At 72.9% G+C, this 26792-nt stretch carries 23 protein-coding genes and 1 pseudogene; 8 read left to right on the top strand and 16 right to left on the bottom strand.

Going from position 1 to position 26792, the window contains the following annotated elements; translation table 11 throughout:
* Positions 1–6: 6 nt before the first annotated feature.
* Positions 7–768, bottom strand: coding sequence for a cobalt-precorrin-6A reductase (locus tag BLV72_RS33735; RefSeq protein WP_093467111.1), 762 nt, complete (start codon positions 766–768; stop codon positions 7–9).
* A 53-nt stretch (positions 769–821) separates the two neighbouring features.
* Between BLV72_RS33735 and BLV72_RS33730 the strand changes: the two genes are divergently transcribed.
* Entirely contained in the window at positions 822–1970 is a 1149-nt protein-coding gene (locus tag BLV72_RS33730) for a cobalt-precorrin-5B (C(1))-methyltransferase (protein ID WP_093470704.1), read from the top strand.
* A 73-nt stretch (positions 1971–2043) separates the two neighbouring features.
* Here BLV72_RS33730 and cobM read toward each other — a convergent pair whose 3' ends face one another.
* From cobM to BLV72_RS33670, 13 genes are all read right to left on the bottom strand, one after another.
* Positions 2044–2820 (bottom strand): precorrin-4 C(11)-methyltransferase, encoded by a 777-nt coding sequence (gene cobM, locus BLV72_RS33725; protein ID WP_093467109.1) that lies wholly within the window; start codon positions 2818–2820, stop codon positions 2044–2046.
* On the bottom strand, positions 2817–4112 hold the full coding sequence (gene cbiE / locus BLV72_RS33720; protein WP_244321140.1) for a precorrin-6y C5,15-methyltransferase (decarboxylating) subunit CbiE: 1296 nt from the start codon (positions 4110–4112) through the stop codon (positions 2817–2819). Before cbiE ends, cobM begins: the two co-directional genes overlap by 4 nt.
* A 50-nt stretch (positions 4113–4162) precedes the next feature.
* Positions 4163–5008 (bottom strand): acyltransferase, encoded by an 846-nt coding sequence (locus BLV72_RS33715; RefSeq protein WP_093467107.1) that lies wholly within the window; start codon positions 5006–5008, stop codon positions 4163–4165.
* Between the two features lie 37 nt (positions 5009–5045).
* Positions 5046–5804, bottom strand: a complete 759-nt coding sequence (locus BLV72_RS33710; protein ID WP_093467106.1) for a (2Fe-2S)-binding protein — start codon at positions 5802–5804, stop codon at positions 5046–5048.
* On the bottom strand, positions 5797–6795 hold the full coding sequence (gene meaB, locus BLV72_RS33705) for a methylmalonyl Co-A mutase-associated GTPase MeaB (RefSeq protein WP_086706829.1): 999 nt from the start codon (positions 6793–6795) through the stop codon (positions 5797–5799). The genes BLV72_RS33710 and meaB overlap by 8 nt, the downstream gene beginning before the upstream one ends.
* Positions 6796–6798: 3 nt before the next feature.
* Positions 6799–9027, bottom strand: a complete 2229-nt coding sequence (gene scpA / locus BLV72_RS33700) for a methylmalonyl-CoA mutase (RefSeq protein ID WP_093470702.1) — start codon at positions 9025–9027, stop codon at positions 6799–6801.
* A complete protein-coding gene (gene mutA, locus BLV72_RS33695; protein WP_093467104.1) occupies positions 9027–10910 on the bottom strand; it encodes a methylmalonyl-CoA mutase small subunit in 1884 nt (627 codons plus the stop codon). The genes scpA and mutA overlap by 1 nt, the downstream gene beginning before the upstream one ends.
* Before the next feature lie 331 nt (positions 10911–11241).
* On the bottom strand, positions 11242–12471 hold the full coding sequence (locus tag BLV72_RS33690) for a cytochrome P450 family protein (protein WP_093467103.1): 1230 nt from the start codon (positions 12469–12471) through the stop codon (positions 11242–11244).
* A gap of 191 nt (positions 12472–12662) precedes the next feature.
* Complete coding sequence (locus tag BLV72_RS33685; protein ID WP_093470701.1) at positions 12663–13847, bottom strand: MAB_1171c family putative transporter; 1185 nt, start codon at positions 13845–13847, stop codon at positions 12663–12665.
* Positions 13840–14565 carry a hypothetical protein gene (locus tag BLV72_RS33680; RefSeq protein WP_244321139.1) on the bottom strand — a complete coding sequence of 242 codons (726 nt, stop codon included), beginning with the start codon at positions 14563–14565 and terminating at the stop codon, positions 13840–13842. Before BLV72_RS33680 ends, BLV72_RS33685 begins: the two co-directional genes overlap by 8 nt.
* Positions 14537–15064, bottom strand: coding sequence for a helix-turn-helix domain-containing protein (locus BLV72_RS33675; protein ID WP_093467100.1), 528 nt, complete (start codon positions 15062–15064; stop codon positions 14537–14539). Before BLV72_RS33675 ends, BLV72_RS33680 begins: the two co-directional genes overlap by 29 nt.
* 280 nt (positions 15065–15344) lie before the next feature.
* Positions 15345–15515: a hypothetical protein gene (locus tag BLV72_RS48210; protein ID WP_014056925.1), complete on the bottom strand. Its 171-nt coding sequence runs from the start codon at positions 15513–15515 to the stop codon at positions 15345–15347.
* Between the two features lie 181 nt (positions 15516–15696).
* Positions 15697–17205, bottom strand: a complete 1509-nt coding sequence (locus BLV72_RS33670) for an FAD-dependent monooxygenase (RefSeq protein ID WP_093470700.1) — start codon at positions 17203–17205, stop codon at positions 15697–15699.
* Positions 17206–17348: 143 nt separating this feature from the next.
* On the opposite strand from BLV72_RS33670, the gene BLV72_RS33665 reads away from it, so the two are divergent.
* The 5 genes and pseudogenes from BLV72_RS33665 to BLV72_RS33650 all read left to right on the top strand — a co-directional run bounded on the left by BLV72_RS33665 (position 17349) and on the right by BLV72_RS33650 (position 23400).
* Positions 17349–17945: a TetR/AcrR family transcriptional regulator C-terminal domain-containing protein gene (locus tag BLV72_RS33665; protein WP_093467098.1), complete on the top strand. Its 597-nt coding sequence runs from the start codon at positions 17349–17351 to the stop codon at positions 17943–17945.
* A gap of 243 nt (positions 17946–18188) precedes the next feature.
* Positions 18189–18887, top strand: a complete 699-nt coding sequence (locus BLV72_RS51605) for a hypothetical protein (protein WP_342030688.1) — start codon at positions 18189–18191, stop codon at positions 18885–18887.
* The gene (locus BLV72_RS33660) at positions 18854–20518 is read left to right on the top strand and encodes a glycosyl hydrolase family 95 catalytic domain-containing protein (protein ID WP_342030687.1); all 1665 of its coding nucleotides are present in this window, start codon (positions 18854–18856) and stop codon (positions 20516–20518) included. Before BLV72_RS51605 ends, BLV72_RS33660 begins: the two co-directional genes overlap by 34 nt.
* Positions 20519–20625: 107 nt before the next feature.
* Positions 20626–22181 (top strand): annotated as a pseudogene (locus BLV72_RS33655) (phosphatase PAP2 family protein).
* 97 nt (positions 22182–22278) lie between these two features.
* A complete protein-coding gene (locus BLV72_RS33650; protein WP_093467097.1) occupies positions 22279–23400 on the top strand; it encodes a DMT family transporter in 1122 nt (373 codons plus the stop codon).
* 7 nt (positions 23401–23407) lie between these two features.
* Here BLV72_RS33650 and BLV72_RS33645 read toward each other — a convergent pair whose 3' ends face one another.
* Positions 23408–24322 (bottom strand): NAD(P)-dependent oxidoreductase, encoded by a 915-nt coding sequence (locus BLV72_RS33645; protein ID WP_093467095.1) that lies wholly within the window; start codon positions 24320–24322, stop codon positions 23408–23410.
* 140 nt (positions 24323–24462) lie between these two features.
* On the opposite strand from BLV72_RS33645, the gene BLV72_RS33640 reads away from it, so the two are divergent.
* Positions 24463–24798 carry a winged helix-turn-helix transcriptional regulator gene (locus BLV72_RS33640; RefSeq protein ID WP_093467094.1) on the top strand — a complete coding sequence of 112 codons (336 nt, stop codon included), beginning with the start codon at positions 24463–24465 and terminating at the stop codon, positions 24796–24798.
* Between the two features lie 136 nt (positions 24799–24934).
* Positions 24935–26272, top strand: coding sequence for an MFS transporter (locus BLV72_RS33635; RefSeq protein ID WP_093467092.1), 1338 nt, complete (start codon positions 24935–24937; stop codon positions 26270–26272).
* A 25-nt stretch (positions 26273–26297) separates the two neighbouring features.
* On the opposite strand, the gene BLV72_RS33630 is transcribed toward BLV72_RS33635, so the two are convergent.
* The gene (locus BLV72_RS33630; RefSeq protein WP_093467090.1) at positions 26298–26765 is read right to left on the bottom strand and encodes an ATP-binding protein; all 468 of its coding nucleotides are present in this window, start codon (positions 26763–26765) and stop codon (positions 26298–26300) included.
* Between the last annotated feature and the right edge of the window lie 27 nt (positions 26766–26792).

The raw sequence follows: 26792 nt of genomic DNA, 5'->3' as shown, positions 1-26792 counted from the left end.
CCGGGCTCAGGCCAGGGTCGTACGGAGCCAGTCGGCGGCTTCGGCGGGGGTCTCGGCCACCGGGACGCCCTGGGGGGCGGGCGGACGGCGGATGACGACGACCGGGATGCCGGCGGCGCGGGCCGCGGCGAGTTTGGGGGCGGTGGCGTGGGCGCCGCTGTCCTTGGTGACCAGCACCTCGATGCGGTGGCGGCGCAGCAGTTCCGCCTCGCCGTCGAGGGTGAACGGGCCGCGGTCGAGGATCACCGCCATCCGGGGCGGGACCGGCGGCTCGGGGGCGTCGACCGAGCGGACCAGGAACCATGGCTCGGTGAGGTGGGCGAAGGTGGCCAGGCCCATGCGGCCCGTGGTGAGGAAGATCCGTTCCCCCAGGGCCGGTGCCAGCCGCGCCGCGTCGGCCAGTGAGCCGGCCGCATGCCAGCGGTCGCCCGGGCCGGGTACCCAGCCGGGGCGGCGCAGGGCGAGCAGGGGAACATGGACGTCGGCGGCCGCTCGGGCCGCGTGAGAACTGATCGTGTCGGCGAAAGGATGGGTGGCGTCGATGAGCGCGTCCACCTGGTGCTCGCGGAGCCAGCGGGCCATGCCCTCGGCGCCCCCGAACCCGCCGATCCGCACCTGCCCCACGGGCAGCCGCGGCGCGGCGACCCGGCCCGCGAGGGAGCTGGTGACACGCAGGGCGGGGTCGTCGGCGAGCTCCCCGGCGAGGCGCCGCGCCTCGGTGGTGCCGCCGAGGATGAGCACATGGCGCGGCGCCGGTGCGCTGTTCATCGGGTGCCTTTCGTCGTCCGTGCGCCCGTCATCGTATGCCCGGCGGCCGGCCCATGGCTGAGGCGGAGACGGAGGCCAAGGCGACCGGGGGGCGGGGCGCCCAGCTGGAGCGGTCGGGGCTGCGGCACGGCTGGACCACCGGGGCGTGTGCGACAGCCGCGACGACGGCCGCGTACACCGCGCTGCTGAGCGGGGATTTCCCCGATCCGGTGACCATCGAACTGCCCAAGGGGCAGCGGCCCGCGTTCGCGCTCGCGGCCGAGGAGCCGGCGGCGGACCACGCCATGGCCGCGGTCGTCAAGGACGCGGGCGACGACCCGGATGTGACCCACGGCGCGCTGGTCAGGGCCACGGTACGGGCCCTGCCGCCCGGCAGCGGAGTGGTCTTCCGGGCCGGCCCGGGGGTCGGCACGGTGACCCGGCCCGGGCTGCCGCTCCCGGTGGGCGAACCGGCCATCAACCCCGTGCCGCGCCAGATGATGCGCGACCACATCGCCGCGGTCGCGGCCCGGCACGGCGGCTCCGGCGACGTCGAGATCGAGATCTCGGTGGACCACGGCGAGGAGATCGCCCGCTCCACCTGGAATCCGCGCCTGGGCATCCTCGGCGGGCTGTCCATCCTCGGCACGACGGGCATCGTGGTGCCCTACTCCTGCTCGGCGTGGATCGACAGCATCCGGCGCGGGGTGGATGTCGCACGCGCGGCGGGGCGCCGCCATGTGGCGGGCTGTACGGGCTCGACGTCCGAGAAGGTGGCGGTGGCCGTGCACGGACTGCCGCAGGACGCGCTGCTGGACATGGGCGACTTCGCGGGGGCGGTGCTGAAGTATCTGCGCCGCCACCCGGTGGACCGGCTGACGGTCGCCGGCGGCTTCGCCAAGCTCTCCAAGCTGGCCGCCGGGCATCTGGATCTGCACTCCGCACGCTCCCAGGTGGACAAGGTGTTCCTCGCGGACCTGGCCCGCCGGGGCGGAGCGGACGAGAAGCTGGCGGAGGCGGTGGCGACGGCCAACACCGGCCTGCAGACGGTGCAGTTGTGCTCCGCCCGTGGCGTACCCCTCGGCGACCTGGTCGCCGCGGCGGCCCGCGACACGGCGCTCGGGGTGCTGCGCGGGGCACCGGTGGCAGTGGACGTGATCTGCATCGACCGCGCGGGCACGATCGTGGGCCGCGCCGAACCCCGCGGCCCCCGGGAACGCTGACCCCTTCGCCGTGCCCGGCGCGATGCGGTGCCCGCGCCCATGCCGTACCACCGGGGCCGACGCCCCGGCGTCGTCAGACGGCGGGGCCTTGTGGGTTGCAGGGCTCGTGGGGGCGTTCGCGGTCCGATGAGTAGAGGTGGCTGTCGCGGAACTGTTCGGCGCCGAGGGTGCGGCCCACGATGATGACCGCGGTCCGTACCACGCCCGCCGCCTTCACCTGGGCCGCGATGTCGTCCAGCGTGCCGCGCAGCACCACTTCGTCCGGGCGGCTGGCCATGGCGACCACGGCCGCCGGGCAGTCGGCGCCGTAGTGCGGGAGGAGTTCGCCGACCACGCGGTCCACATAGCGGGCGGCGAGATGCAGCACGAGGAGGGCTCCGCTGCGGCCGAGGGTGGCGAGGTCCTCCCCTTCCGGCATGGGGGTGGCCTGCTGGGCGATGCGGGTGAGGATGACGGTCTGGCCGACGGTCGGGACCGTCAGCTCACGCTTCAGCGCGGCGGCCGCGGCGGCGAAGGCGGGGACGCCCGGGACGACGTCGTACGGAACGCCGACGGCGTCGAGGCGGCGCATCTGCTCGGCGACGGCGCTGAAGACCGACGGGTCGCCGGAGTGGAGGCGGGCCACGTCATGGCCCGCCTCGTGCGCGGCGACGAACTCGGCGGTGATCTGGTCGAGGTCGAGCCGGGCGGTGTCGACGAGGCGGGCGTCCGGCGGGCATTCGGCGAGCAGATCACGCGGCACCAGGCTGCCCGCGTACAGACACACCTGGCAGCGGGCCAGGGTCCGGGCGCCGCGCACCGTGATCAGATCGGCGGCCCCGGGGCCCGCGCCGATGAAGTACACCGTCATCGTGTCTCTCCTTGAGCGGCTTCGACGGATCCCGCGGAATCGGCGGCATGCCCGCCAGGGCCTCGGGAGTCGAGCGGTTTGGTGGCGGACCACTGGGTGACCGGCATCGCCTGCCGCCAGCCGGTGAAGGCCCCGACCGGGGTGGCGTGGGAGACGGCGAGGCGGACGAGGTCGCCGCCGTGGCGGCGGTACCGGTCGGCGAGCAGCGCCTCGGATTCCAGGGTCACGGTGTTGGCGACGATCCGGCCGCCCGGCGGCAGGGCCGCCCAGCACGCCTCCATCACTCCGGGGGCGGTCAGGCCGCCGCCGATGAACACCGCGTCGGGGATGGGCAGTCCGGCCAGGGCGTCGGGGGCGGCGCCGGTGACAACCGTCAGCCCGGGCACACCGAGCGCGGCGGCGTTGCGGCCGATGCGCTCGGCGCGCACCGGGTCGCGTTCGACCGAGACCGCCCGGCAGGTGCGGTGGGCGCGCATCCACTCCACGGCGATGGAGCCGGAGCCGCCGCCGACGTCCCACAGCAGCTCCCCGGGGGCGGGCGCGAGCGCGGCGAGGGTGGCGGCCCGCACCTGGCGCTTGGTCAGCTGCCCGTCGTGGTCGTACGCCGTGTCGGGCAGCCCCGGAGCGAGCGACAGCGGCCGGGCGCCGTCCGCCGGAGCGCAGTCGACGGCGATGACGTTGAGGGGGTCGCCGGGCGAATGGGGCCACTTTTCGGCCGTGCCTTCCACACAACGCTCCCCCACGCTCCCCAACTGCTCCAGCACCCGCATCCGGCTCGGGCCGAAGCCGCGGTCCCCGAGCAACCCGGCCACCTCGGCGGGGGTTTCGGCGCCCGCGCTCAGCACGAGCAGCCGCCGTCCGGCGTACAGCTCACGGTTCAGCGTGGCCAGGGGACGGCCGACGAGGCTGATCACCTCGGTCTCCTCCAGCGCCCAGCCGAGCCGCGCACAGGCCAGGGAGACGGACGACGGATGGGGCAGCACCCGCAGCCGCTCCGCGCCCAGCAGCTCGGCCAGGGTGCGGCCGATGCCGAAGAACATGGGGTCGCCGCTGGCCAGCACGCAGACCCGCCGCCCGGTGTGCGCGGCGAACAGCCCGGGGACGGCGGGGCGCAGCGGGGACGGCCAGGGCACCCGCTCGCCGTGGCACTCCGGCGGCAGCAGGCCCAGATGACGCCGTCCGCCGATGACCACCTCGGCCGTGCGCAACGCCTCGCGGGCCGCGGGACCGAGCCCGTCCCAGCCGTCGGCGCCGATGCCGATGACGGTCACGGGGGGAGGCGGCGGGCTCACGATGGTCACCTCACGGGTCGGGGAACGGTCCACGAAACTCTACTGACCTGCTACGACGCCCCGGCCCCCGGCTCCCGTTCCAGGCCCCCTTCGCGCGCCTCCTCCAGCCCCCGCTCCCCCGCCTGCCCCCGCTGCCGCGCCCGCTCCCCCGCCCGCTCCTGTTCGCGCTCCAGCTCCGCCAGCGCCAGCAGTTGCTCGACGGTCATGTCCTCCGGGATCGGCACCGGCGCCGGGGTACGCAGCGGCGGCTGCCAGCCCTCCTCCGGGGCCCACCGCCGTATGATCCGGGCCGGCGCCCCGGCCACCACGGCGTGGTCGGGCACCTCGCCCCGCACGACCGCGCCCGCCGCGACCACCACATTGCGGCCCAGCCGCGCCCCGGGCAGGATCACCGCGCCCGCGCCCAGCCAGCTACCGGGGCCGATGCGGACGGGCGCGGAGCGCGGCCACTGGCGGCCGATGGGCTGCTCCGGATCGTCGTAGGAGTGGTTGTCGCTGGTCACATAGACGTACGGACCGCAGAAGACATCGTCGCCGAACTCCACCGGCACCGACGCGATCACATGGCTGCCCCGGCCCAGCACCACGCCGTTGCCGATGCGCAGCACCGGATCGGGGCCGAGGTCCACACCGGGCATCATGCCGGCGGTGAGGGTCACCTGCTCGCCGATGACGCAGTGCTCACCGAGCTCGATCCACGGTTCGCCGAAGAGGGTGCCCTGGGGGAACGCCAGCCGGGTGCCGACGCCGATGCGGCCGAACCGGTACGGGCCGGGGCGCTCGGCCGTCACCGCGCCGGCCCGCTGCACCGCGCGCCATCCGCGGTGGACCAGACGGGAAGTGACGCGCCCACGCCAGCCCCGCCAGGATGAGAACAGGTTCTCGTTCTTCGGCATTCGCCCACCGTATCGGCCCCTCGGGAGGCCGTCAGCGTCACCCCGGCGTCCCCTGCGCGCTCCCGCGCCCCGGCGCCTCGCGCAGTACGCAGTCGCCGCACAACCCGCCACCGGGCACGCGGTAGTAGAGACAGCAGGTGCGGCGCCGGTAGCCGAGCGGCGCGGTGCTCAGGGTGCCGGCCTCGCGCAGCGGCGGGTGGACGAGCTGGGCCCGCGCCAGCTCGGTGGCCCGGTCCGCCGCCTCGGCGCGGCCGTGCGCCCGGCACCAGTCGTGCAGCACGCGCAGCGAACCGGCCAGCGCCGAGGCGGCGTTGCCCCACAGCAGCCGCTCCGAGACCCGGTAGGCCCGTCCGACGGCGTGGCGCAGCGGCATCAGCTGGACGAACGCCGCGGTGCCCACCTGACCGGCGAGTCCTCCCGGTTCGCCCATCACCTGCGGCACGCCGGGCCACCACAGGTCGTCGGGGGCGACTCGCCCGGGGTTCCACCACAGCCGGTCGGGCCGGAGGTGGGGCACCTGGCCGGAGAGGGCCGCCGGGCCGAGCGCGAGCGACCACACCCGGGCGGCGAGGCCCTGGAAGGCGAGCGAGGCCGCGACCCTCGGCTCATCGGTGCGCAGGCTCGCGGCGACCGCCTCGACCCGGGCGCGCAACACCGGCCCGGCGGCACCCTCGCCGGTCAGCCGGTACGCCTCGCCGATCCGTACGTACCCCTCCTCGCGGGGGTCCCCGCTCCCGGTGCGCAGGGCGAAGAACGGCCCGACCCGCGCCGCGTCCGGCAGCGGTGCCTCATTCACCGTCGGCCGGGGCCCGGAACGCCTCCAGCAGCCGGTCCGCCGCCAGTGTGGCCGTCAGGGTGCCCTCGCGGACCCGCTGTTCCAGCTCGGGCCCGAGCCGCCGCACCTCGGGGTGGGCGTGCAGCCGCGCGAGCAGCTGGTCGCGCACCATCGACCAGGTCCAGTCGACCTGCTGGTCGCGCCGCTTGGCCTGCAGCGCGCCCGTGGCCTCCAGCACCCGGCGGTGCTGCTCCAGGCGCTCCCACACCACGTCGAGCCCGGTGGACTCGCGGGCGCTGCAGGTGAGCACCGGCGGGTTCCAGGGCGCGTCCGGCGGCTGCAGCAGCCTCAGCGCGCCCGCCAGTTCACGGGCCGCCGACTTGGCGTCCCGCGCGTGGGGGCCGTCGGCCTTGTTGATGGTGACCACGTCGGCCAGCTCCAGGACGCCCTTCTTGATGCCCTGCAGCTGATCGCCGGTGCGGGCCAGGGAGAGCAGCAGGAAGGAGTCGACCATATTGGCCACCGCGGTCTCGGACTGGCCCACGCCCACGGTCTCCACCAGCACCACGTCATAGCCCGCGGCCTCCATGACGACCATGGACTCGCGGGTGGCGCGGGCGACCCCGCCCAGCGTCCCGGCGCTGGGCGAGGGCCGTACGAAGGCGTCCGGGTCGACCGCCAGCCGCTCCATCCTGGTCTTGTCACCCAGGATGGAGCCGCCGGTGCGGGTCGACGACGGGTCGACGGCGAGCACCGCGACCTTGTGGCCGGTCCCGGTGAGCATGGTGCCCAGGGCGTCGATGAAGGTGGACTTGCCCACCCCGGGCACCCCGCTGATGCCGATCCGCCGCGCCCCGCCGGTGTGCGGCAGCAGCTCGACCAGCAGCCGCTGGGCGAGGTCGTGGTGGTCGGGCCGGGTGGACTCGACGAGCGTGATCGCACGGGCGATGTACGCGCGATTGCCGTCGAGCACCCCCTTGGCGTACTCCTCGATGTCGATCGTCCGCGGCATGGCCTACAGCTCGTGGCCGAGGTCGGCGGCCAGCTTCTGCACCAGGTCGTGGGCGGCGTCCGGGATGACCGTGCCCGGCAGGAAGACGGCGGCGGCACCGGCCTCGTGCAGGGTCTGGACGTCGTGCGGCGGGATGACCCCGCCGACCACGATGGTGATGTCCTCGCGCCCCGCCTCGGCCAGTTGCTCGCGCAGCGCGGGCACCAGCGTGAGGTGGCCGGCCGCGAGCGACGACACGCCGACGATGTGCACATCGGCCTCCACCGCCTGCCGCGCGACCTCCTCCGGGGTCTGGAACAGCGGGCCGACGTCGACGTCGAAGCCCAGGTCGGCGAAGGCGGTGGCGATCACCTTCTGGCCGCGGTCATGCCCGTCCTGGCCCATCTTGGCGACCAGGATGCGGGGGCGGCGGCCCTCCTCGCGCTCGAACGCCTCGACCAGCGCGCGGGTGCGGTCCACGCCGGACGACGGTCCGGCCTCGTCTCGGTACACACCGGAGATCGTACGGATCTGGCCGGAGTGGCGGCCATAGACCTTCTCCAGCGCGTCGGAGATCTCGCCCACGGTGGCCTTGGCGCGGGCGGCGTCCACCGCGAGCGCCAGCAGATTGCCCTCCAGGCCCGCGCCGGGACCGGACTCGGCGGCCGCGGTCAGGGCGCGCAGCGCGTCCTGGCAGACGGCCTCGTCGCGCTCGGCGCGCAGCCGCCGCAGCTTCTCGATCTGCTGGGTGCGCACCGCGGAGTTGTCGACCTTGAGGACCTCGATCTGCTCATCGCTGTCGACGCGGTACTTGTTGACGCCGATCACCGGCTGACGGCCGGAGTCGATCCGCGCCTGGGTGCGGGCGGCGGCCTCCTCGACGCGCAGCTTGGGGATGCCCGCGTCGATGGCCTTGGCCATGCCGCCGGCCGCCTCGACCTCCTCGATGTGCTGCCAGGCCCGCCGCGCCAGGTCGTACGTCAGCTTCTCGACGTACGCGCTGCCGCCCCACGGGTCGATGACCCGGGTGGTGCCCGACTCCTGCTGGAGCAGGATCTGGGTGTTGCGGGCGATCCGGGCGGAGAAGTCGGTGGGCAGCGCGAGCGCCTCGTCCAGCGCGTTGGTGTGCAGCGACTGGGTGTGGCCCTGGGTGGCGGCCATGGCCTCCACGCAGGTGCGCGCCACGTTGTTGTAGACGTCCTGGGCGGTCAGCGACCAGCCGGAGGTCTGCGAATGGGTGCGCAGCGACAGCGACTTGGGGTTCTTCGGGTCGAACTGCTTGACCAGCTTGGCCCACAGCAGCCGCGCCGCCCGCAGCTTGGCGACCTCCATGAAGAAGTTCATGCCGATCGCCCAGAAGAACGACAGCCGGGGCGCGAAGGCGTCCACGTCCATCCCGGCGTCCCGGCCGGCCCGCAGATACTCCACACCGTCGGCCAGGGTGTACGCCAGCTCCAGATCGGCCGTGGCTCCGGCCTCCTGGATGTGGTAGCCGGAGATGGAGATGGAGTTGTAGCGCGGCATCCGCTGCGAGGTGAAGGAGAAGATGTCGGAGATGATCCGCATCGACGGCTGCGGCGGATAGATGTAGGTGTTGCGGACCATGAACTCCTTGAGGATGTCGTTCTGAATGGTCCCGGCCAGCTTCTCGGGCGGTACGCCCTGTTCCTCGGCGGCCACGATGTAGAGCGCGAGCACGGGCAGCACCGCGCCGTTCATCGTCATCGACACGCTCATCTTGTCCAGCGGGATGCCGTCGAAGAGCTGCCGCATGTCGTAGATGGAGTCGATGGCCACGCCCGCCATGCCGACGTCACCGGTGACCCGGGGGTGGTCGCTGTCGTAGCCCCGGTGGGTGGGCAGGTCGAAGGCGACCGACAGGCCCTTCTGGCCGGCCGCGAGGTTGCGGCGGTAGAAGGCGTTGGACTCCTCGGCGGTGGAGAAACCCGCGTACTGCCGGATGGTCCAGGGCTGGTTGACGTACATCGTGGGGTACGGGCCGCGCAGATAGGGCGCGGCGCCGGGGTAGGTGCCCAGGAAGTCCACGCCTTGGAGGTCCTCGGCGGTGTAGAGCGGTTTGACCCCGATGCCCTCGGGGGTGTCCCACACCAGGTCCTCCACGCCCTTGCCCACGCTGTTCTGCAGCGCGGCGGCCCAGTCGCCGGAGCTGGGCACCGGGCCTTCGGCCGGTCCGTCCAGATCGACCGCCGAGAAGTCCGGGATCTTGCCCGGCTCCACCGGAGCGCCGGCCATCACGCCACCCCCATGGTGTTCAGAGCCGAGGAGAGCACCTCGACCGCGTCGCAGCCCGCGAAGACGTATCCGTCCACTCCGGCCCGTTCGTACTCATCCTGTTGTGTGCCCGGCCGTCCGGCCAGGTAGACCCGGGTCGCCCCGGCCGCCTTCAGCCGTTCGGCCACGGCGGCCGCCTCCTGCTCGTACAGCTTGTCGCTGGAGCACAGGCAGGCCACGCGGGCGCCGCTGGCGGCGAACGCCTCGGCGACCGTCTCCGCGGTCACGGTGGCGGGTTCGTGGACCGCCTCGATCCCGCCCGCCCGGAAGAGGTTGGCGGCGAAGGAGGCGCGGGCGGTGTGCGCGGCGGCGGGGCCCAGCGCGGCCAGGAAGATCCTGGGCCGGCTGCCCTCGGCCGCCAGCCGGGCGTCGGCGCGGGTGCGCAGCGCCTCGTACGCCTCGTCGCGGCGCACCCTCGGCAGTCCGCCAGTGGGCTGCTCCGGGAGGGGCTCGCGCTCGACGGGCCGCTCGGCGAGGTTCGGGAACTCGCTGACGCCGGTGATCGGCTCCTTGCGGCGGGCGAGGTCGCGGCCGCGGCGCGCCCAGGTCTCGGCGAGCCGGTCGCGGACCAGCCCGGAGGCGAGGGCCGCGGCCATTCCACCGGCGCGCTCGATCTCCTGGAACCAGGCCCAGGCGGCGCGGGCGACGTCGTCGGTGAGCTTCTCGACGTACCAGGAGCCGCCGGCCGGGTCGATCACCCGGGCCAGATGCGACTCCTCCAGCAGGATCGTGGAGGTGTTGCGGGCGATGCGGCGGGCGAAGTCGTCGGGGAGGCCGATCGCGCTGTCGAAGGGCAGCACGGTGACCGCGTCCGCGCCGCCGACGCCCGCGGCGAGGGTGGCCACGGTGGTGCGCAGCATGTTCACCCAGGGGTCGCGCCGGGTCATCATCACCGGGGAGGTCACCGCGTGCTGACGCTGGGCGCGCGCCTCGGAGGGCGCGCCGCACGCCTGCGCCACACGCGCCCACAGGCGGCGGGCGGCCCGGAGCTTGGCGATGGTGAGGAACTGGTCGGCGGTGGCCGCGTAGCGGAACTCGAGCTGGGCGCAGGCGGCTTCGACGCTCAGCCCGGCCTCGGTGAGGGTGCGCAGATACGCCACCGCGGCGGCGAGGGAGCAGCCGAGCTCCTGGGCCGCCCCGGCGCCCGCCTCGTGGTACGGCAGGGCGTCCACGGCGAAGGCCGCCACCCCGGGGTGGTCGCGGTGGCAGATCCCCGCAAGGTCGGCCGCGGCGGCCAGCTGCCCGGCCAGTCCGTCGTCGCGTCCGGTACGGGCGGCGAGCCCCAGCGGGTCCGCGCCGAGGTTGCCGAGCGCGGCGCCCGGCGGCACCTCGCGGCCGGCGTAGAGCCGCAGCAGGGCACGGGCGGCGTCCTCGAAGTCGGCGCCCGCGTCGAGGGCGACGGGGGCGAGGTCGAGATAGACCCCCTTGAGCGCCTCGGGCAGCCCGTCCACGGGTACTCCGGCCGCGCCGGCCGCGAGCCAGACCGAGCCGGCGCCGTTCTCCAGGTCGGCGAGGATCGCCTGGTTGGTGCGTGCCGGATCGGGGTGGGCGTGGCGCTGGCGTACGTCCCAGCCGGATACGGCGGAGCCCTCGGCCCGGCCGCCGCGCACGAAGGGCGCGAAGCCGGGGAATCCGGCGTCCTGGGGGGCGTCTTCGGCGGTGTAGAGGGGGTGGACGGTGATGCCGTCCTCGAGCGCGGTCGCGAGGGCCTCTTCGGCCTCGGCGCCCACGGCGTCCGATGTGCCGGTTTTGCGCAGCACGCCTTCGACGAGGTGGCGCCATTGGTCTCGCGTCACTTCAGGGAAATCGTCGGCTAGGGGAAGCCCGTCGGGCAGGACCGTCATAGGAGGAGGCTAATGGGGTCCACTAAAGCCGGAGCAGTGGTTCAGGCTGTGAGCTTACTCTCTAGTGATCTCAGGGGTGGGCACTAGGGATTTCCACAGTGGCGCCCGCCCACGGCCGGGATGGGTGAGGCCGATGGGCCCGGCGCGGGGTGCGGAACGGGCGCCCATGGTCGACGACGGCCCGGGTACAGACCGGCTGCTGGGACGGGCGACTGCCTCGGGCACACAGAGGCCCGCCCGGTGCGACGGGGGATGCACACCGGGCGGGCTCGAAGACCTTTTTACCGCATCGGCGGGGGTTATGCATCAAAAACGTGTTCGCTTCCCCGGTTCACCATGCGACGGGCAGCGAGATCAGGCCACGCGCGCGGATCGACGGCCGCCACCGGAGCCGCTCCCTCGGGACGTCCAGCCGCAGCCCCGGAAAACGCCGAAGCAGCGCGGCCAGAGCGATTTCCATCTCCATCCGGGCCAGGGGCGCGCCGAGGCAGTAGTGGATGCCATGGCCGAGCGCAAGGTGACCGGACCGGCCAAGATGTGGATTGAAGTCGTCCGGATCCTTGAACTGGGCCGGGTCACGGTGTGCCGAGGCCACCGAGAGCAGCACGGTCTCCCCGGCGGGGATGGTCACCCCGCCGATCTCGATCTCCTCGAGCGGGAAGCGGCGGATCGCCAGCGACGCGGGGCCCTCGTACCGCGCCAGTTCGTCGAAGGCGGCCGCGAGACCGCCCGGATCCGCGCGCAGCTTCTGGAGGACCGTGGGGTGGTCGAGCAGGGTGAGCACCGAGTTGGCGATGAGGTGGACGGTGTTCTCGTAGCCCGCGAGGAGGATGAGGAAGGCGAGCGAGGTCAGTTCGTCCTCGGTGAGCCTGCCGTCGCCGTCCCCGGCCTCGTCGTCGCGGACCCGGATCAGATCCGAGAGCAGATCGTCCCCGGGCTCTGCGCGCTTCTTCGCGATCAGCTCGGTGTAGAAGCGGAGCATGCTGCCGACCGCTTCCTTCGCCGCCCGCGGCCGCGCCGGATCGGGGGTGATCAGGGCGTCGCTCCAGGCCCGGAAGTCGCGCCGGTCGCGCTGCGGGACGCCGAGCAGATCGCAGATGACGATGATGGGCAGCTGTCCGGCGTAGGCGGTGAGCAGGTCCGCGCGGCCGTCGGACGCGATGGCGTCGAGCAGCTCGTCGGCGATCCGCCGGACCGGTTCACGCATCCGCTCCACGCGGCCGGGGGTGAACGCCTTGACCACCAGCCGGCGCACCCGGGTGTGGTCCGGCGGGTCCATGTTGAGCAGATTGGCGTCGAGGGCGGGCGGCAGGGAGAAGCCGCTGTAGTTGCCCGGGGCGGCGTGGCGCTTGTCCAGGGCCAGGCGCGGATCGGCGAGCAGCCGCCGCACATCCTCGTAACGGGTCACCAGCCAGGCGGGTCGTCCGTCGGTGCCGGCGATCCGATGGACCGGGCCGGCCTCGCGGAGCGTGGCCAGGGCCGGGTAGAGGTCCTCGATCATCGGGGCGGTGTCAACGAGCTCCGGGCCGTCCGTTCCGGCGGCGTGCGCGGTGTTCTGCATGGATCCCGACTCTAGGCGGTGGCGTCCTCCGGGCCGGAACGGGTGGGGCGTTTCGGCCCGTCCGGGCGATGCGCACAGGTGCGCGTGGTGGTGGCCGGGAGGCGGCGCCGGGGCTGAATCCCCCCGGCGCCGCCTGTGCCACGGGCGGCCCCGACCCCCGTCCAGGGCCACCTCGTCTGTGATCCCCCCGTTCACCGCCGCTGTGCGGCGGTCCCCTCCCTCAGTTCCGCGAGCACCTCGTCCACGAGCGGCAGGTGATAGACGTCGGCGACGCGGGCCAGATGCTCGTGCTCCTCCACCAGTTCGGCCCCTGTCGTCATCACCACGCTGTCCGCCGCGGACTCCGGCACATGTCCCGCTGCTTGATTCAGCAAACCGCGTCTGAGCGCCGCTGCTTCCACTACGGCAGCAAGTTGCCAATCGTCGAGTCGCGCCGCGCCGGCCTTGACATGCGCGATCTCCAGGGCGCCGGCCTCCACATGGCGCCGTACGCCGCGCTGGACGTCGCGGATCTCCGCCATCTGACGGTTGGCCCGCCACTCGAGGTCCGCGAACGGCCACCAGCCGCTCCAGCGGGAGTGGCCCATGGACACCTCGGGGGCCTGCGCGGTGACCTCCCGCCACAGCGGCCGCAGCCGCCGGAAGCGGCGCCATGCGGACGCCCGGGGCCCGACGGCCGGGATGGCGAAACCGGCCAGCACCAGGAGCGCGGCGACCGAAGCGGTCAGCGGGGCGACCCCGTTGGAGAGCCAGTACAGCTCACGGCCCGCCCAGGAGAAGACGAAACCGATCAGCTTGCAGGCGCAGTACGCCAGTCCCAGCCAGCATCCGGCGGCCAGCACCCGCAACCCCCGGGCCAGCCATGAGCCGCGCAGGCTGGCGGCATAGCGCGGGCAGAGGACGCCCAGCCCCGCCAGCCCGGCTCCGAAAATGGCCAGATACAGCACCAGGAAGAGGACCACTCCCGGAGCGTCCGCGTAGGCGGTGCTGAAGTCGCGGGGGTGCTCGACCGCGTCCGGGCGGCCGACCGCGAAGCCGATGATGGCCACGGTCCATGCCACGGCCACGGCGGCGACCACCACGACGGGCCGCACCGCCGACGCCGTCCAGCGCAGCAGCAGCACCAGGGCGCCGGTCGCGAACACCACGACGGAGGAGTAGAGGAAGACCATGGCGAGATTGGCGACGCCCACCAGGCCGTCGAACCAGCGGTAGACGCTGGGCGCGGAGAGCAGGAACACATTCGCCACGGCCGCGGTCATCACACAGGCCAGGCCGAGATCGGCGTTGGCGCGGTCGCGGAACCAGGCCCGGGCCTTGTAGCCGGCCATCGTCCAGGCGGCGGCGCCGAAGCAGAGGTAGACGAGGTCAAACACCGGTGTCACCGCCCGGTTCACCGTGTACGCCACCGTCGGCACCGCCCGTGCGGTCGGCCCCGTGGGCGTGGTCGGCGCGGTTGGCACTGTCGGCGCGGTCGGTGCGGATGTGGCGCAGCGCCGGGCCGAGCGCCGCGGCGAGTTCGGCCGCCCGGCCCTGGAGCGGCAGCCCGTGGTCCGGCGAGGTCGGCACCACGTGCTCCATCAGCAGCGTGCCCAGCACCTCGGTCTCGCGCTCGGTGAGGTTGTCGTAGCAGTGGTGACGGGCGAAGTCCGGGGTCATCCCCAGCCGGCGCATCGCGGTGGTCACATCGACGGACGGCGTCCACATCCGCAGCGCGTCCTCGGTGACCGCCGGGTCCTGCTCGTGTCCGAGCAGGAGATGGCCGATCTCATGCAGCACGATATGGATCTGGTGCCAGGGGGACGTCCTGAGCTCGTAGAAGACCCAGTAGTCCTCGTCGGTGGAGGCGGTCATGCCCGAGACCACTCCGCCCAGGCTCATCGGCACCAGGTGGACGGGGCGTCCGACGCGGCGGGCGACGAGGTCGCACAGACCGGGCAGGTCGGTCGAGGCGGGCAGCCCGAGCTCCTTGATGAGCTGCTTGCACTGCCGCCGTATCCGGCCCACTCGCATGCCTGTACCACCCTCGTATCCGGTCTGCCGCCAGGAGGAGAACAGTTCCGGGTCATCGGCGGCCATTCGTCGCCTCGCCATCCGGACCACCCGAACCGTCCGCTCCCGCGGCCCCGTTCGCACCGGGAGGCTCGGGCGGAAGGTTCATCTGCTGCCGGAACTGGGAGATGATCGTGGTGAGACTGTCCTGGACCTCCGGCGGGAGGCCCACGGAGCGCAGCGCGATGCTGCGGACCCGCTTGTCGCGCATCGCGACAAGGAACCGTACCTCCTCCTCGACCCGCTCGGCCTGCGAAGGCGACAGGTCGCCCAGCAGATAACCGACGGGCACGGCGAAGAACTTGGCGAGCGCCCGCAGCACATCCGGGCTGGGATTGGTGCGCTTGCCGTTGCGCAGCATCGACAGATACTGCTCGGTCACGCTCACCCCGCCGTACTCCTCGCCGCCGCTGATCTCCTCGGCGACGTGGGCGTTGGTGTACGGCGCGCCCGGCGGGTGCATGGTGGTGAACAGGTAGTTGAGCCGGTCCGCCAGCGGGCTGTCGGCCGCGTCCGGTGACCTGTCGGCACCCGCTGCCATCTGCGCCCCCTCACGGCTGCTCCCGGGCTCGAACACCCTCACGGTTGGTTAAGGCGGACGATGCCGCGCGACGCATCCTGCCATGTCCACCGCACAGCACACCAGTCCGGTGCCGAATCGTGGGGGCGGCCGACTTAACTACCAGTTGGTAGCGGGGCCGAAAGGGTGATCGATCAGGCGAGGGAGGAGGTGGGCCGACGGCCGCGATGTCCGCTTGCTGCCAGCGGCCGCGGCCGAGGGGCCGGTGTCCTCCCTCGCTCTCAGCACATGCGCCGGGCCATCAGTCCACGCTCTGGAGAATGTGCGGCTCGGCGAGGTCGTCCTCGTAACCGGCGAGTCGGATCGGCGCGGAACGCGCCCATACTTCCAGACTGCCCACCTCCGTGGCCTGCACGAACCGCCCGCTGTTATCGGCGCGCGCGTCGTCGCTCTGTGTTTGTTCGGGGGTCACCGCACACTCCCTCGTGTCGGCTGAACCGGATCTGTCGTCAGATTAACCAGCGTCTGAACGGTCCGCGCGTCGATTCTCAGGGACTGGACAACGAGCCGTCGCCGGGACCCCCTTCCGCGCCCGGTGGCCGCGCGGAGCCGTCCGTGGTGAGCTGGTACGTACGAGACCCACCGAACTCGTCTCACCTGCTGGACAGCGCCGCATCCCAGGCCACATGGCCGTCCGGGCGCACCAGCACCGGGCTCCGGCCCGCCCAGCCGTCATGGGTGGTGGTCGGGCGCGCGGTCACGGTCCGTATCCGGTCCGGACTCCCGGCGATCGCCTCGGCGGCGGCGCGGGCGTCGGCGGCGCCCGGGCCGTCGGCCGTCCCACGCGCCGCGTCGCCGCCCGGGCCGAGGTGGAGCAGGACGAAGCGCCCGTCGGCCAGCAGCGGATACAGGCTGGGCTCGGGCGCGCCGTCCAGCCCGAGATCGGGGGCGCGGGTACCGGCCAGCGAGTGGCCGCCCCCTCCCTGCTCCCCTGCCCCCGCCGCCTCCCCCTCGGCCGGGCGGTAGGCCACGTCCAGCGCGGAGAGCTCCCCGGCGAACTGCCGGTTCACCGCCGGGTGGGCGGCCAGGAGCCGGCCGAACACCGAGCGCAGGGCGCGCGCGTCGGCGGTGTACGTGGCGCCGAGCACGGTCTGGGCCTGGGTGCTCTCCAGCAGCGCGGCCCCCACGGGGTGGCGCTCGGCGTGGTAGGTGTCCAGCAGCCCCTCGGGGGCGCGGCCCTGGCACACCGCGGCCAGCTTCCACCCGAGGTTGAAGGCGTCCTGGAGCCCCACGTTCAGGCCCTGGCCCCCCATCGGCATATGCATATGCGCCGCGTCCCCGGCGAGCAGGACGCGGCCGTCGCGGTAGCGGGCGGCCTGGCGGGAGGCGTTGCCGAACCGGGACAGCCAGCGGGGCGCCCGCATCCCGAAGTCCGTGCCCGCGACCTGGCGCACATATCCGCGCAGCTCCTCGAAGGTGAGCGGCTGATCGGCGGGGATGGCGAGGGACTCCCCGGTGGTGCCCGCGATGCGGTGGTGTCCGTCGGCCAGCGGGACGACCAGGAAGCCCCCGTGCTCATTGTCGACCGAGGGGGCCGAGGGCGGCGCGTCGAGCACCACATCGCCGAGGAAACCGGTCGTGGTGGCGCGGGTGCCGGGGAAGTCGATACCGGCGGAGCTCCGTACGGTGCTTCCGGCCCCGTCGCAGCCCACCACCCATGCCGCGCGCAGGGTGTACGTCCCGTCGGGGCCCGCCACGTCCACCTCGGCGCCGTCCGCCTCCTGGCGCACCTCCAGCGCCCGGTGCTGCCAGCGGATCTCCCCGCCCAGCTCCCGCAGCCGCTCCTCCAGCAGCCGCTCGGTGCGGAGTTGCGGCAGGACCAGCGTGTACGGGAAGCGGGTGTCCAGTACGGAGAAGTCCAGCCGGACCGGCAGCCCGCCGTAGTGCCCGGTGGGCATCGGAACACCCTCGCGGACGAACGGCCCGGCGAGACCGCGCATCGCCAGCACCTCCAGGGAGCGCGGATGCAGGGTCAGCGCCTTGGAGTGCGGGCTGCGGGCGGCGGCGCGCTCGATCACCGTGACGTCCACACCCACCAGCCGTAGTTCGGCGGCGAGCAGCAGCCCCACGGGTCCGGCCCCCACCACGACGACGTCGTTCACCACACCATCTCCCTTGTCTCTCGACCTTGTCTCTCGATCCGCTCCTTGATCCCTTTCTTGATCTTTCTCTTGATCCAGGATCAAGAAGCCGACCCCAGTAGACTTGATCCAGGATCAAGACGCAAGCGAAGGAGATCGGCGGCATGGGCCTGGACCGCACGGCCGTGGTGACGGCGGCGCTGGAACTGCTCGACGAGGCGGGGCTGGACAAGCTCACGATGCGCAAGGTGGCCGAGCGGCTGGGCGTGCAGCTCAACACCGTCTACTGGCACGCCTCCAGCAAGCCCCGGCTGCTGGAGCTGATGGCCGACACGATGCTCGCCGGATGCGCCGACGCGCCGCTCCCGGACCCCTGGGACGACCGGGCGTGCACACTGGCCCACCGCTATCGCGCCGCGCTGCTCTCCCGCCGTGACGGCGCACGGGTCGTGGCCGGGACGTATGTCGCCGAAGAGCACACCCTGCGCTTCGCGGACGCCCTGTCCGGCGCGTTCCTCAGCGGTGGCCACAGCCCCGCCGAAGCCGGCTGGCGGACCTGGTCGCTGGTCTACTTCGCGCTCGGCCTGACCCAGGAGGAACAGGCCGCCCAGGGCATCGGCGGCATGGAGCCGCTGCTGCGGGCGGCCACCGCCGAGCGCTTCCCCGCCCTGGCCGCGGTCGCCGGACACTTCGGCGACTTCGAGCACCGCTTCCGGCATGGCGTCGGGCTGATCGTCCGGGGCCAGGAAGCGAGCGCGTAACCCGCTCACTCAGAGCCAGGAGGTCCGAGGTATTACCGCATCAGGTGCCATGTGGGCGCCATTTTCTTCAAGACTGCGCGCCGTCCATCCGATGTTTATGACGCACAAGGGGTTCCGGTTCCGCCACGGGAGCTGCATCATGCCCCGGGGGTTCAGATCGTGGAACCTCAGGCATGTACGTGACCGCCCGCTGCCGCCCCCGCAAAAGATCGCCCGCACCCGGTTCACATCCCCTGGAGCGTCATGTCATCCGCACCCACCCGAAGGACAGTCGTCGGCACCGCCGTGGCCGCCGGTGCCGCCGCCGGACTCGCCGGCCCGGCCACCGCGTACGCCGCCGAGCCGCAGGCCCCCGACGCGGCCGTGACCGCCCGCCCCGCGGGGGACCCGTGGGCCACGGTCCTCGCCGACGCCGACATGGTGTGGCAGAAGCTGCCGCAGACCTGGTACGAGGGCCCCTTCCTCGGAAACGCCCTGCTCGGCTCCGGCATCTACGCCGAGCCGGGCGACGCGAACGCGGTGCGCTTCAATGTGCAGCACAGCGAGGTCCAGGACCACCGCCCGGAGTTCGGCTCCCTCTTCGGGCTCGCCCGGCTGCCCATCGGGTACTTCACCCTGGAGCCGGTCGGGGCCATCACCGCCATCGACTGGCGGCTGCGGCTGCGCGACGCCGAGCTGACCGGGACCATCACCACCGACAAGGGCACCCTGCGGCTGCGCGCCCTCGTCCACAACTCCCGTTCCCTGCTGGCCATCGAGGTGACCCCGAGCGCCGGAGAGACCGCGTTCCGCTGGGTGTTCCACCCCGCCGAGGCCATCAGCCCGCGGGTCGCCTTCAAACCGGTCCCCGACGGCTACACCGGCAACCCCCGGCCGTCGTCGAGGACCACCAGGGCATCCAGGCGGCCGTGCAGCCGCTGCTCGCCGGCGGACAGCATGTGACGGCCTGGCGGGAGCGGACCCACGCCGGGCGGCGGACGCTGTACGTCACCGTGGCCCACTCCCACCCCCGGCGCACCGCGCGCGACCGTGCGCTCAAGGACATCCGGTTCGCCTCGGCGCTCTCCTACGACGTCCTCGCGCCCAGCCATCGCGCCTGGTGGCACGCGTACTACCGGAAGAGCTTCCTCTCCCTGCCCGACGCCCGGCTGCAGCGCTTCTACTGGATCCAGCTGTACAAGGTGGCGGCGGCCGCGCGCGCCGACGCCCCCGTGATGGCCACCTCAGGGCCCTGGCTGGAGTCCACCCCGTGGCCCGCGACCTGGTGGAACCTCAATGTGCAGCTCGAGTACTGGCTGATCCACGGCTCCAACCACCTCGAACTCGACGCGGTGACGCGGGCGCTCGGCGAATTCCGCGACAACCTCTCCAACCAGCTCGACACCCCGTACCGCAAGGACTCGGCGGGCATCCCCCGCACCACCGACATCCACCTGGTCAACGGCGGCGACGCGGCGAACGGCGGCTACGCGGTCGGCATCCCCGGCCAGGACCCGCCCACCCCCGAGGTCGGCAACCTCACCTGGGCGCTGCACAACGTCTGGCTGACCTACCGCCACACCATGGACGAGTCGGTGCTGCGCGAGGTGGTCTATCCGCTGCTGCGCAAGTCCGTCGCGTACTACCTCCACTTCCTCACCCCCGGCAGCGACGGCAAGCTGCATCTGCCCGCCACCTTCTCGCCCGAGTACGGCGTCAACGCGCCCGACTGCAACTACGACCTGATGCTGCTGCGCTGGGGCTGCGCCACCCTCCTGGACTCGGCCCGGCTGCTCGGCGTCAAGGATCCCGCCGCGCCGCGCTGGCGGGAGGTGCTGGCCAAGCTCACGCCGTACCCCGTCGACGAGAACGGCTTCATGATCGGCGCGGGTGTTCCGTTCGCCAAGTCGCACCGCCACTACTCCCATATGCTCGCCGTCTATCCGCTGTACGAGGTCACCTGGGAGGACCCCGCCAAGCGCGAGCTGATCGCGACCTCCCTCAACCACTGGGTCGGCTTCGAGGGCGCGCTCCAGGGCTACACCTTCACCGGCGCCGCCTCGATGTCCGCGCAGATGGGGCGTGGTGAGGACGCGCTCAAATACCTGGGCGAGCTGATGAGCCGCTTCATCCAGGCGAACACCATGTACAAGGAGTCGGGCCCGGTCATCGAGACTCCGCTGTCCGCCGCGCAGTCGCTGCACGACATGGTGTGCCAGAGCTGGGGCGGGGTGATCCGGATCTTCCCCGCGCTGCCCGCCGCCTGGCGTGAGCTGGTGGTCCACGACTTCCGCACCCAGGGCGCGTTCCTGCTGAGCGCCGCCCGCGAAGACGGCCGAACCCACTGGGTGCGGCTGCGCAGTGAGGCGGGCGCGCCCTGTGTCGTACGGCACTCCCTCGACGGGCCGATCGAGGTGCGGGACGCGCGCGGGCGGCGGCTGCCGTACGAGACGGTGGGCGCGGGAACGATCCGGATCGCGCTCCGCAAGGGCCAGGAGGCGATCATCACCGCCCGCGGCGACCGCCCGGACCTGACGGTCCGCCCGGTCGAGGCAGGCGAGCCGGCGCCGCGCTGGGGGCTCCCCGCGTCCTGATCCCCCGGCAGGATCTCCCGGCACAGTCGCGTCGGTGGATGGTCCGGATCGGCCCGGTCGGCGGCCGATGACGACTGCCGACCGCCATTCCGGGATACCCATCACGCATGAGACGCATCAGTGACTTCGACCGCCGGCTGTTCGCGCGGGTCGCGGACAGCCGGCTGCGCGGCGCCCACCCGCTGCTGCCCCGGCTCAGCCGGGCCGCCGACCACGGCAAGCTGTGGTTCGGCACCGCCGGGGTGCTCGCCACGGTCGGCGGCCGCACCGCGCGGCGGGCCGCGCTGCGCGGGATCGGCTCGCTCGCCGCCGCCTCACTCGTGTCGAACGTCGTGGTCAAGTGGACGGTCGAGCGCAAGCGTCCGGTCAGGGACACCGTGCCCCTGGTCCGCCAGCTGCGTCGGCAGCCGTGGACCAGCTCCTTCCCCTCCGGGCATTCGGCCTCCGCCGCCGCCTTCGCCACCGGGGTGGCCCTGGAGTCCTCGCGGTACGGCCTGATGGTCGCCCCGCTCGCCGCCGCCGTCGCCGCCTCCCGGGTGTACGTGGGCGTCCACTACCCCAGTGACGTGCTGGCCGGTATCGCCCTCGGCGCCGGCGCCGCCGCGCTGACCTGCCGCTACTGGCCGCCGCGCCCCGAGGCCCCGGCGCAGGCCCGGCCGCGGATCTCGGCGCCCGCCCTGCCCAAGGGCGAGGGGCTGGTGGTCCTGGTCAACCAGCGGGCAGGGGTGGCCACCCCCGGCGGTTTCACGGTCGCCGAACAGCTGCAGGTGCTGCTGCCCGCCGCGGAGATCCTGGAGTGCGGGCCCGACGACGACTTCTTGGACCTGCTCCGGCAGGCCGCCCGGCGCGCCGCCGACCGGGCCGGGGCGCTGGGCATCTGCGGAGGGGACGGCAGCGTCAACGCGGCCGCCACGATCGCGGCCGAACGCGGGCTGCCGCTCGCCGTGTTCCCCGGCGGCACCCTCGACCACTTCGCGCTGGACCTCGGCGTACCGGCCTTCGAGGACACCGCGCACGCCGTGACCGAGGGCGACGCCGTGGCCGTGGACCTCGGCCGCGCCACCCCCCTCGCGGGAGGCGGCGAGACCAGCCAGTTCGTCAACACCTTCAGCATCGGCTTCTACCCGGAGCTGGTGCGGATCCGGGAGAGCATGCAGGGCCGGCTCGGCAAGTGGCCCGCGGCCGCCGTCGCGCTCACCCGGGTGCTGCGCACCGCGAGCCCCATGGAGGTCGAGGTCAACGGGCGGCAGCGGCGGCTGTGGATGCTGTTCGCCGGCAACGGCGTCTACTCCCCGAGGGGTTCGCCCCCACCTACCGTCAGCAGCTCGACGACGGGCTGCTCGACGTGCGGGCGATCGACGGCGAGGAGCGGCTGGCCCGCACCCGGTTGCTGATCTCGGCGCTCACCGGCACGCTCGGTCGGTCCCACGTCTACACGACGCGGCGCATGCGCCAACTGCGGCTGTCGGGCCTCCACGCCGTGGACAGCCGCGCCTACGATGGCGAGGTGGCCGCCGACCCCGCGGAAGAGCTGCTGATCGACAAGTGGCCGGGGGCGCTCACCGTCTACCGCCCCGCCGAGCCGCAGAACGAACTGCTCCAGCGGGCCCGTACGGCCGCCGCGAAGGCCCCCCATTGGTGGAGGTCTCTACTACGCAAGTAGTACTCGGAAATCTGTGCTCAAGGACGACGACGGGGGCGCCTCCCACCGTCAAGGATGAGGGCATGGACGACGACCGATCGGCCCAGGGGGCCGCGACGTGACCTCCCTTGCGCTGTCTGTGCTGCTGGCCCTGGTCTCGGCGGTCTGCTACGCCGCGGGAGCCATACTCCAGGAGCATGTCGCGGCCACGACGCCGCGCCTCGCGGCCGCCCCGCTGCGGCGCGGGAGTTGGTGGGCCGCGGTGACCCTCAACGGTGCGGGCGCGGTCCTCCATGTGATCGCCCTGGCCTACGGCCCGCTGAGCGTGGTGCAACCCCTAGGGGCTCTGACGATCGTCTTCGCCCTGCCGATGGCGGCCATATTCGTCCGCCGCCGGGTCGGCGGATCCGGCTGGCGGGGCGCGCTGCTGGCGACCGTGGGGCTCGCCGGGCTGCTCTCCCTCACCGGCACCTCGCGGGCCCAGGCACTGGCCGAGCAGGAGGGCGTCTGGCTGGTCGTGATCACGGTCTCCACCATCGCCGTACTGGCCGGGACGGCTCGCCTGACGCGGTCGCCCGTCATCCGCAGTGTGCTGCTGGCGGCGGCCGCGGGGACGGCCTTCGGTGTCTCGTCGGTGGTCACCAAGAACGTGGCCGTGGAGTGGACCTGGGACGCGTGGCAGGACGCCCTGCCCGGCCTGGTCACGATCGGGCTGCTGGCCTCGGGCGGGGTGCTGCTCTCCCAGGCGTCGTACCGGGGCGCCGGGCTGGCCTCGCCGCTGGCCACGGCGACCGTGGTCAACCCCGTGGTCGCCACCGCCGTCGGCATCGCCGCGCTCGGCGAGAACTTCCGGCACGGAACGCCCGGCACCCTGCTGGCCCTGGTCGCGGCCCTCGTCGCGAGCACCGGCCTGGTGATGCTGACGGTGCACAACGCCGAGGCGGAGGCCGAAGCCGAGGCCGCGACCGAAGCGGCCACCGAGGAGGCCCCGGCCGCCCCGGCCGCGGCCGCCGAGGGGCCGGGCGCCCCCGGGCACGGCGGCGGGGGCGGCGGGCCGGAAGTTCCGGAGGGGCCCGTCGGATCCGGCCCGCACGAGGTGCCGGACGGCCCCGACGGGCCTGCCGAGCCCGGTACCCCGCTCCTTCTCCCCCAGCCGATCCCCCGCCAGCCCACCGGCGAGAACGACCCCGGCCCGCGCCTGCCCGAATGCGGCGAGGCCGTACTGCAACACCACGCCTAGGCGGCACCTACGCCCGGTCGCCCAGGCGGCACCACCCCTGGACGGCGCCGGGCCGTCCCGCGCCGAGCAGCTCCACCAGCCCCGAGAGGCCCTCATGGCCATGGCCGTCGGCGACCCGGCGGGCCATGAGGTCGCCGATCGGGGCGATCAGTTCGGGGCTGATGCCCTGGTCCCCCGCGGAGCCGGTGAAGTTGACGAACGCGGCCGACTGCATGGCGAGGTTGGAGACCACCCCGGTGGCGTGGTCGCCGGAGTCGATCTGCTGCGCGAAGCCGTCCACGGCCCCCGACATGGCGGTCAGCCAGCGCCCCAGCAGCGGGGCGACATCGGCCGCCGCCACGCCGTCCGACCGCACGAGGGCGTAGGCGTGCAGCACGCCCGAGAACATCCCGTACATCGCGCTGAGCAGGGCGAGGTCGTACAGCGGGGCGCGGCCGGGGTCCTCGCCGAGATGGTGGCTCTCGCCGAAGAGGTCCAGCACGGCCCGGTGGTCCGCGAAGACGACCGGTGAGCCGCTGTAGAGGAGGAAGGCGGCGGGCGTCCCGATCATCGGCGGGACGGCCATGATGCCGCCGTCGAGGTAAGGGGCACCGTGTCCGGCCGCCCATGCGGCCAGGTCACGGGCCTGCCGCGGAGTGCCGTTGGTGAGGTTGACGACGGCCTTGCCGGACAGGGCGTCCGCGAGGGGCTCCAGCACCTGCCGTACGGAGTCGTAGTCCAGCAGGCAGACCACCACCAGGGGGCTCGCCGCGACGGCCTCACCCGCCGTGCCGGCGGTCAGCGCGCCCTCGGCGGCGAGCGCCTCGGCCTTGGCGGCCGTACGGTTCCACACCGTCGTGCGGTGCCCGGCCTTCACCAGGGCGCGGGCCAGCGCGGTGCCCATGTCGCCGAGGCCCAGCACCGTCACGGGGGTTTCGCTCATTGAGGTTGCTCCAGTTGTTTCGATACCGCTGGGTTCGTAGGGGTCCGGCGCGCCGCTCACAGCCTCGTTCCCCGGCGGTAACGTGGGCAAGTACGCACTAAGGAGTGCGTACTTACCTTGAGGTCAGTGGGGGCGGGGCCATGCGAAAGCAGCCTTATGTCTGCGGTCTGGACGCGGCCGTGGACGTGATCGACGGCAAGTGGAAAGTGCTGATCATCTGGGCGCTCAATCACCAGCGGTGCCGCTTCGGGCAATTGCGACGGCTGGTTCCGGGGGTGAGCGAGAAGGTACTGGCGCAGCAGCTTCGGGAGTTGGAGGCGGACGGAATCGTCCACCGGGAGTCGTACGACGTGGTGCCGCCGAAGGTGGAGTATTCGCTGACCGAGTTGGGCGACGAGCTGAATGCGGCACTGGGCCCGCTGGGCGCGTGGGGCAAGCGCCGGATGGCGGTGCTGGAGGAGGCGGGGCAGGGCTGAGCTCCGGGGCGGCCGCACGGCCCGGGGTGGCGGCCGCGCCGGGGAATCGGCGTCAACCGGCGCCGTCGCACGTATTTTCCAACCGGGCCTCCGCGGGGTAGGGGTGTGGAGATCACCCCGCTCACTTGGAGGCCCCGTGACCGACAGCGCTCCCCCGAGCCCAGCGCGCACACCCTGGCGAGCCGTCTTCGGCGGCTCGATCGGAAATCTCGTCGAGTGGTACGACTGGTTCGTCTACGCGAGTTTCGCCACCTACTTCGCCGGAGCCTTCTTCCCCAAGGGCAACGACACCGCACAGCTCCTCAACACCGCCGGGATCTTCGCGGTCGGCTTCTTCATGCGTCCCGTCGGCGGCTGGCTGCTGGGCCGGTTCGCCGACCGGCGCGGCCGTAAGGCGGCGCTCACCCTGACGGTGACGCTGATGTCGGCCAGCGCGCTGCTCATCGCCATCGCCCCGACCTATGACCAGGTCGGCTACTTCGGCGCGGCCGTGCTGCTGGTGGCGCGGCTGCTGCAGGGCCTGTCGGTGGGCGGTGAGTACGCGGCCAGTGCCACCTATCTCACCGAGGCGTCCCGGCCCGGCGGCCGCGGTTTCGTCTCCAGCTTCCAGTACGTGTCGATGACGATGGGCCAGCTGATCGGTCTCGGTCTCCAGATCGTGCTGCAGCACACCATGTCCGATGACGCGCTGCACTCCTACGGCTGGCGCATTCCGTTCATCGTCGGCGCCGTGGGCGCGGCGGTGGTCTTCTGGCTGCGGCGCAATCTGCTGGAGACCGAGGTCTACACCGAGGAGGACGCCCACCAGGACGAACGGGGCACGATCGCCGAGCTGCTGCGCCACCGCAAGGAGGCGGTGCTCGTCATCGCGCTGACCATGGGCGGCACGGTCGCGTACTACACGTACACCACCTATCTCACCAAGTACCTGTCGAACACGGCCGGTCTGAGCAAGTCGGACGCGTCGCTGGTGAGCTTCTGTGCCCTGTTCCTGTTCATGCTGTTGCAGCCGCTGGCCGGATCGCTCTCGGACCGGATCGGGCGCCGTCCGCTGCTGATCACCTTCGGCTTCGGCTCCATGCTCGGCACCGTCCCCATCATGACCGCGCTGTCGCACACCGACACCTTCACGGGGGCGCTGCTGCTCTCGCTCGCGGCGCTGGTCATCGTCACCGGCTACACCTCGATCAACGCCGTGGTGAAGGCGGAGCTGTTCCCCACCCATGTCCGGGCGCTCGGGGTGGCCCTGCCGTACGCGCTGGCGAACGCGATGTTCGGCGGCACCGCCGAGTATGTGGCGCTGTGGTTCAAGAAGGGCGGTGCGGAGTCCGGTTACTACTGGTACGTCTCGGCGTGTGCGGCCGTCTCGCTCATCGTCTACCTCACCATGCGGGAGACTCGCGACGCCGCCCTCTCCCGGGACCGCGCGGACGGCCCGGCCGCCCCGGGGAAGCAGCGGACGACCGCGGTGTGACGGCGCCGAGGGGCCGGGCCCGGCGTCAGCGGCCGGTGGTCACGCTCATCTGAGCCCAGACCACCCGTCCGCCGTTCACGCCCGGCCGGTCCCCCCACGCGTCGGCCAGGGCGCGGACCAGCGCGAGTCCGCGTCCGCACTCGTCCTCCAGACCGGCCTCCCTCGGCGTGGGGACGGCCGGTCCGCCGCCCTGGTCGGCGACCTCGATATAGAGCATGCGCCGCTCATGGGCGCGCAGCACACAGAGGATCTGCTCGCTTCCGGTGTGCACCAGGGCGTTGGTGAACAGCTCGGACATCACCAGCTCGGCGGACTCACAGAGATCCTCCTGGAAGCCCCACTCCAGTACGCGTGAGCGCACCCGGTGCCGGGCGAGGGCGACCGAGGCACCTCTGGCAGACAGCTGGAACCTCTCCTGACGGAGGGCGGAGGCAACGCTCCCGGAGTTCGGGTGGTGGGCCATCGTCGAGCGTTGACGCAATGCCACGGCCATGTGCCTTCCGTCCGTCTACCTGTGGGG

Origin of the sequence: Streptomyces melanosporofaciens (assembly GCF_900105695.1) — a bacterium.
GTDB lineage: Bacteria > Actinomycetota > Actinomycetes > Streptomycetales > Streptomycetaceae > Streptomyces > Streptomyces antimycoticus.
Note: the sequence above shows the minus strand (reverse complement) of the source record. Positions and strands in the feature narration are given on the sequence as shown.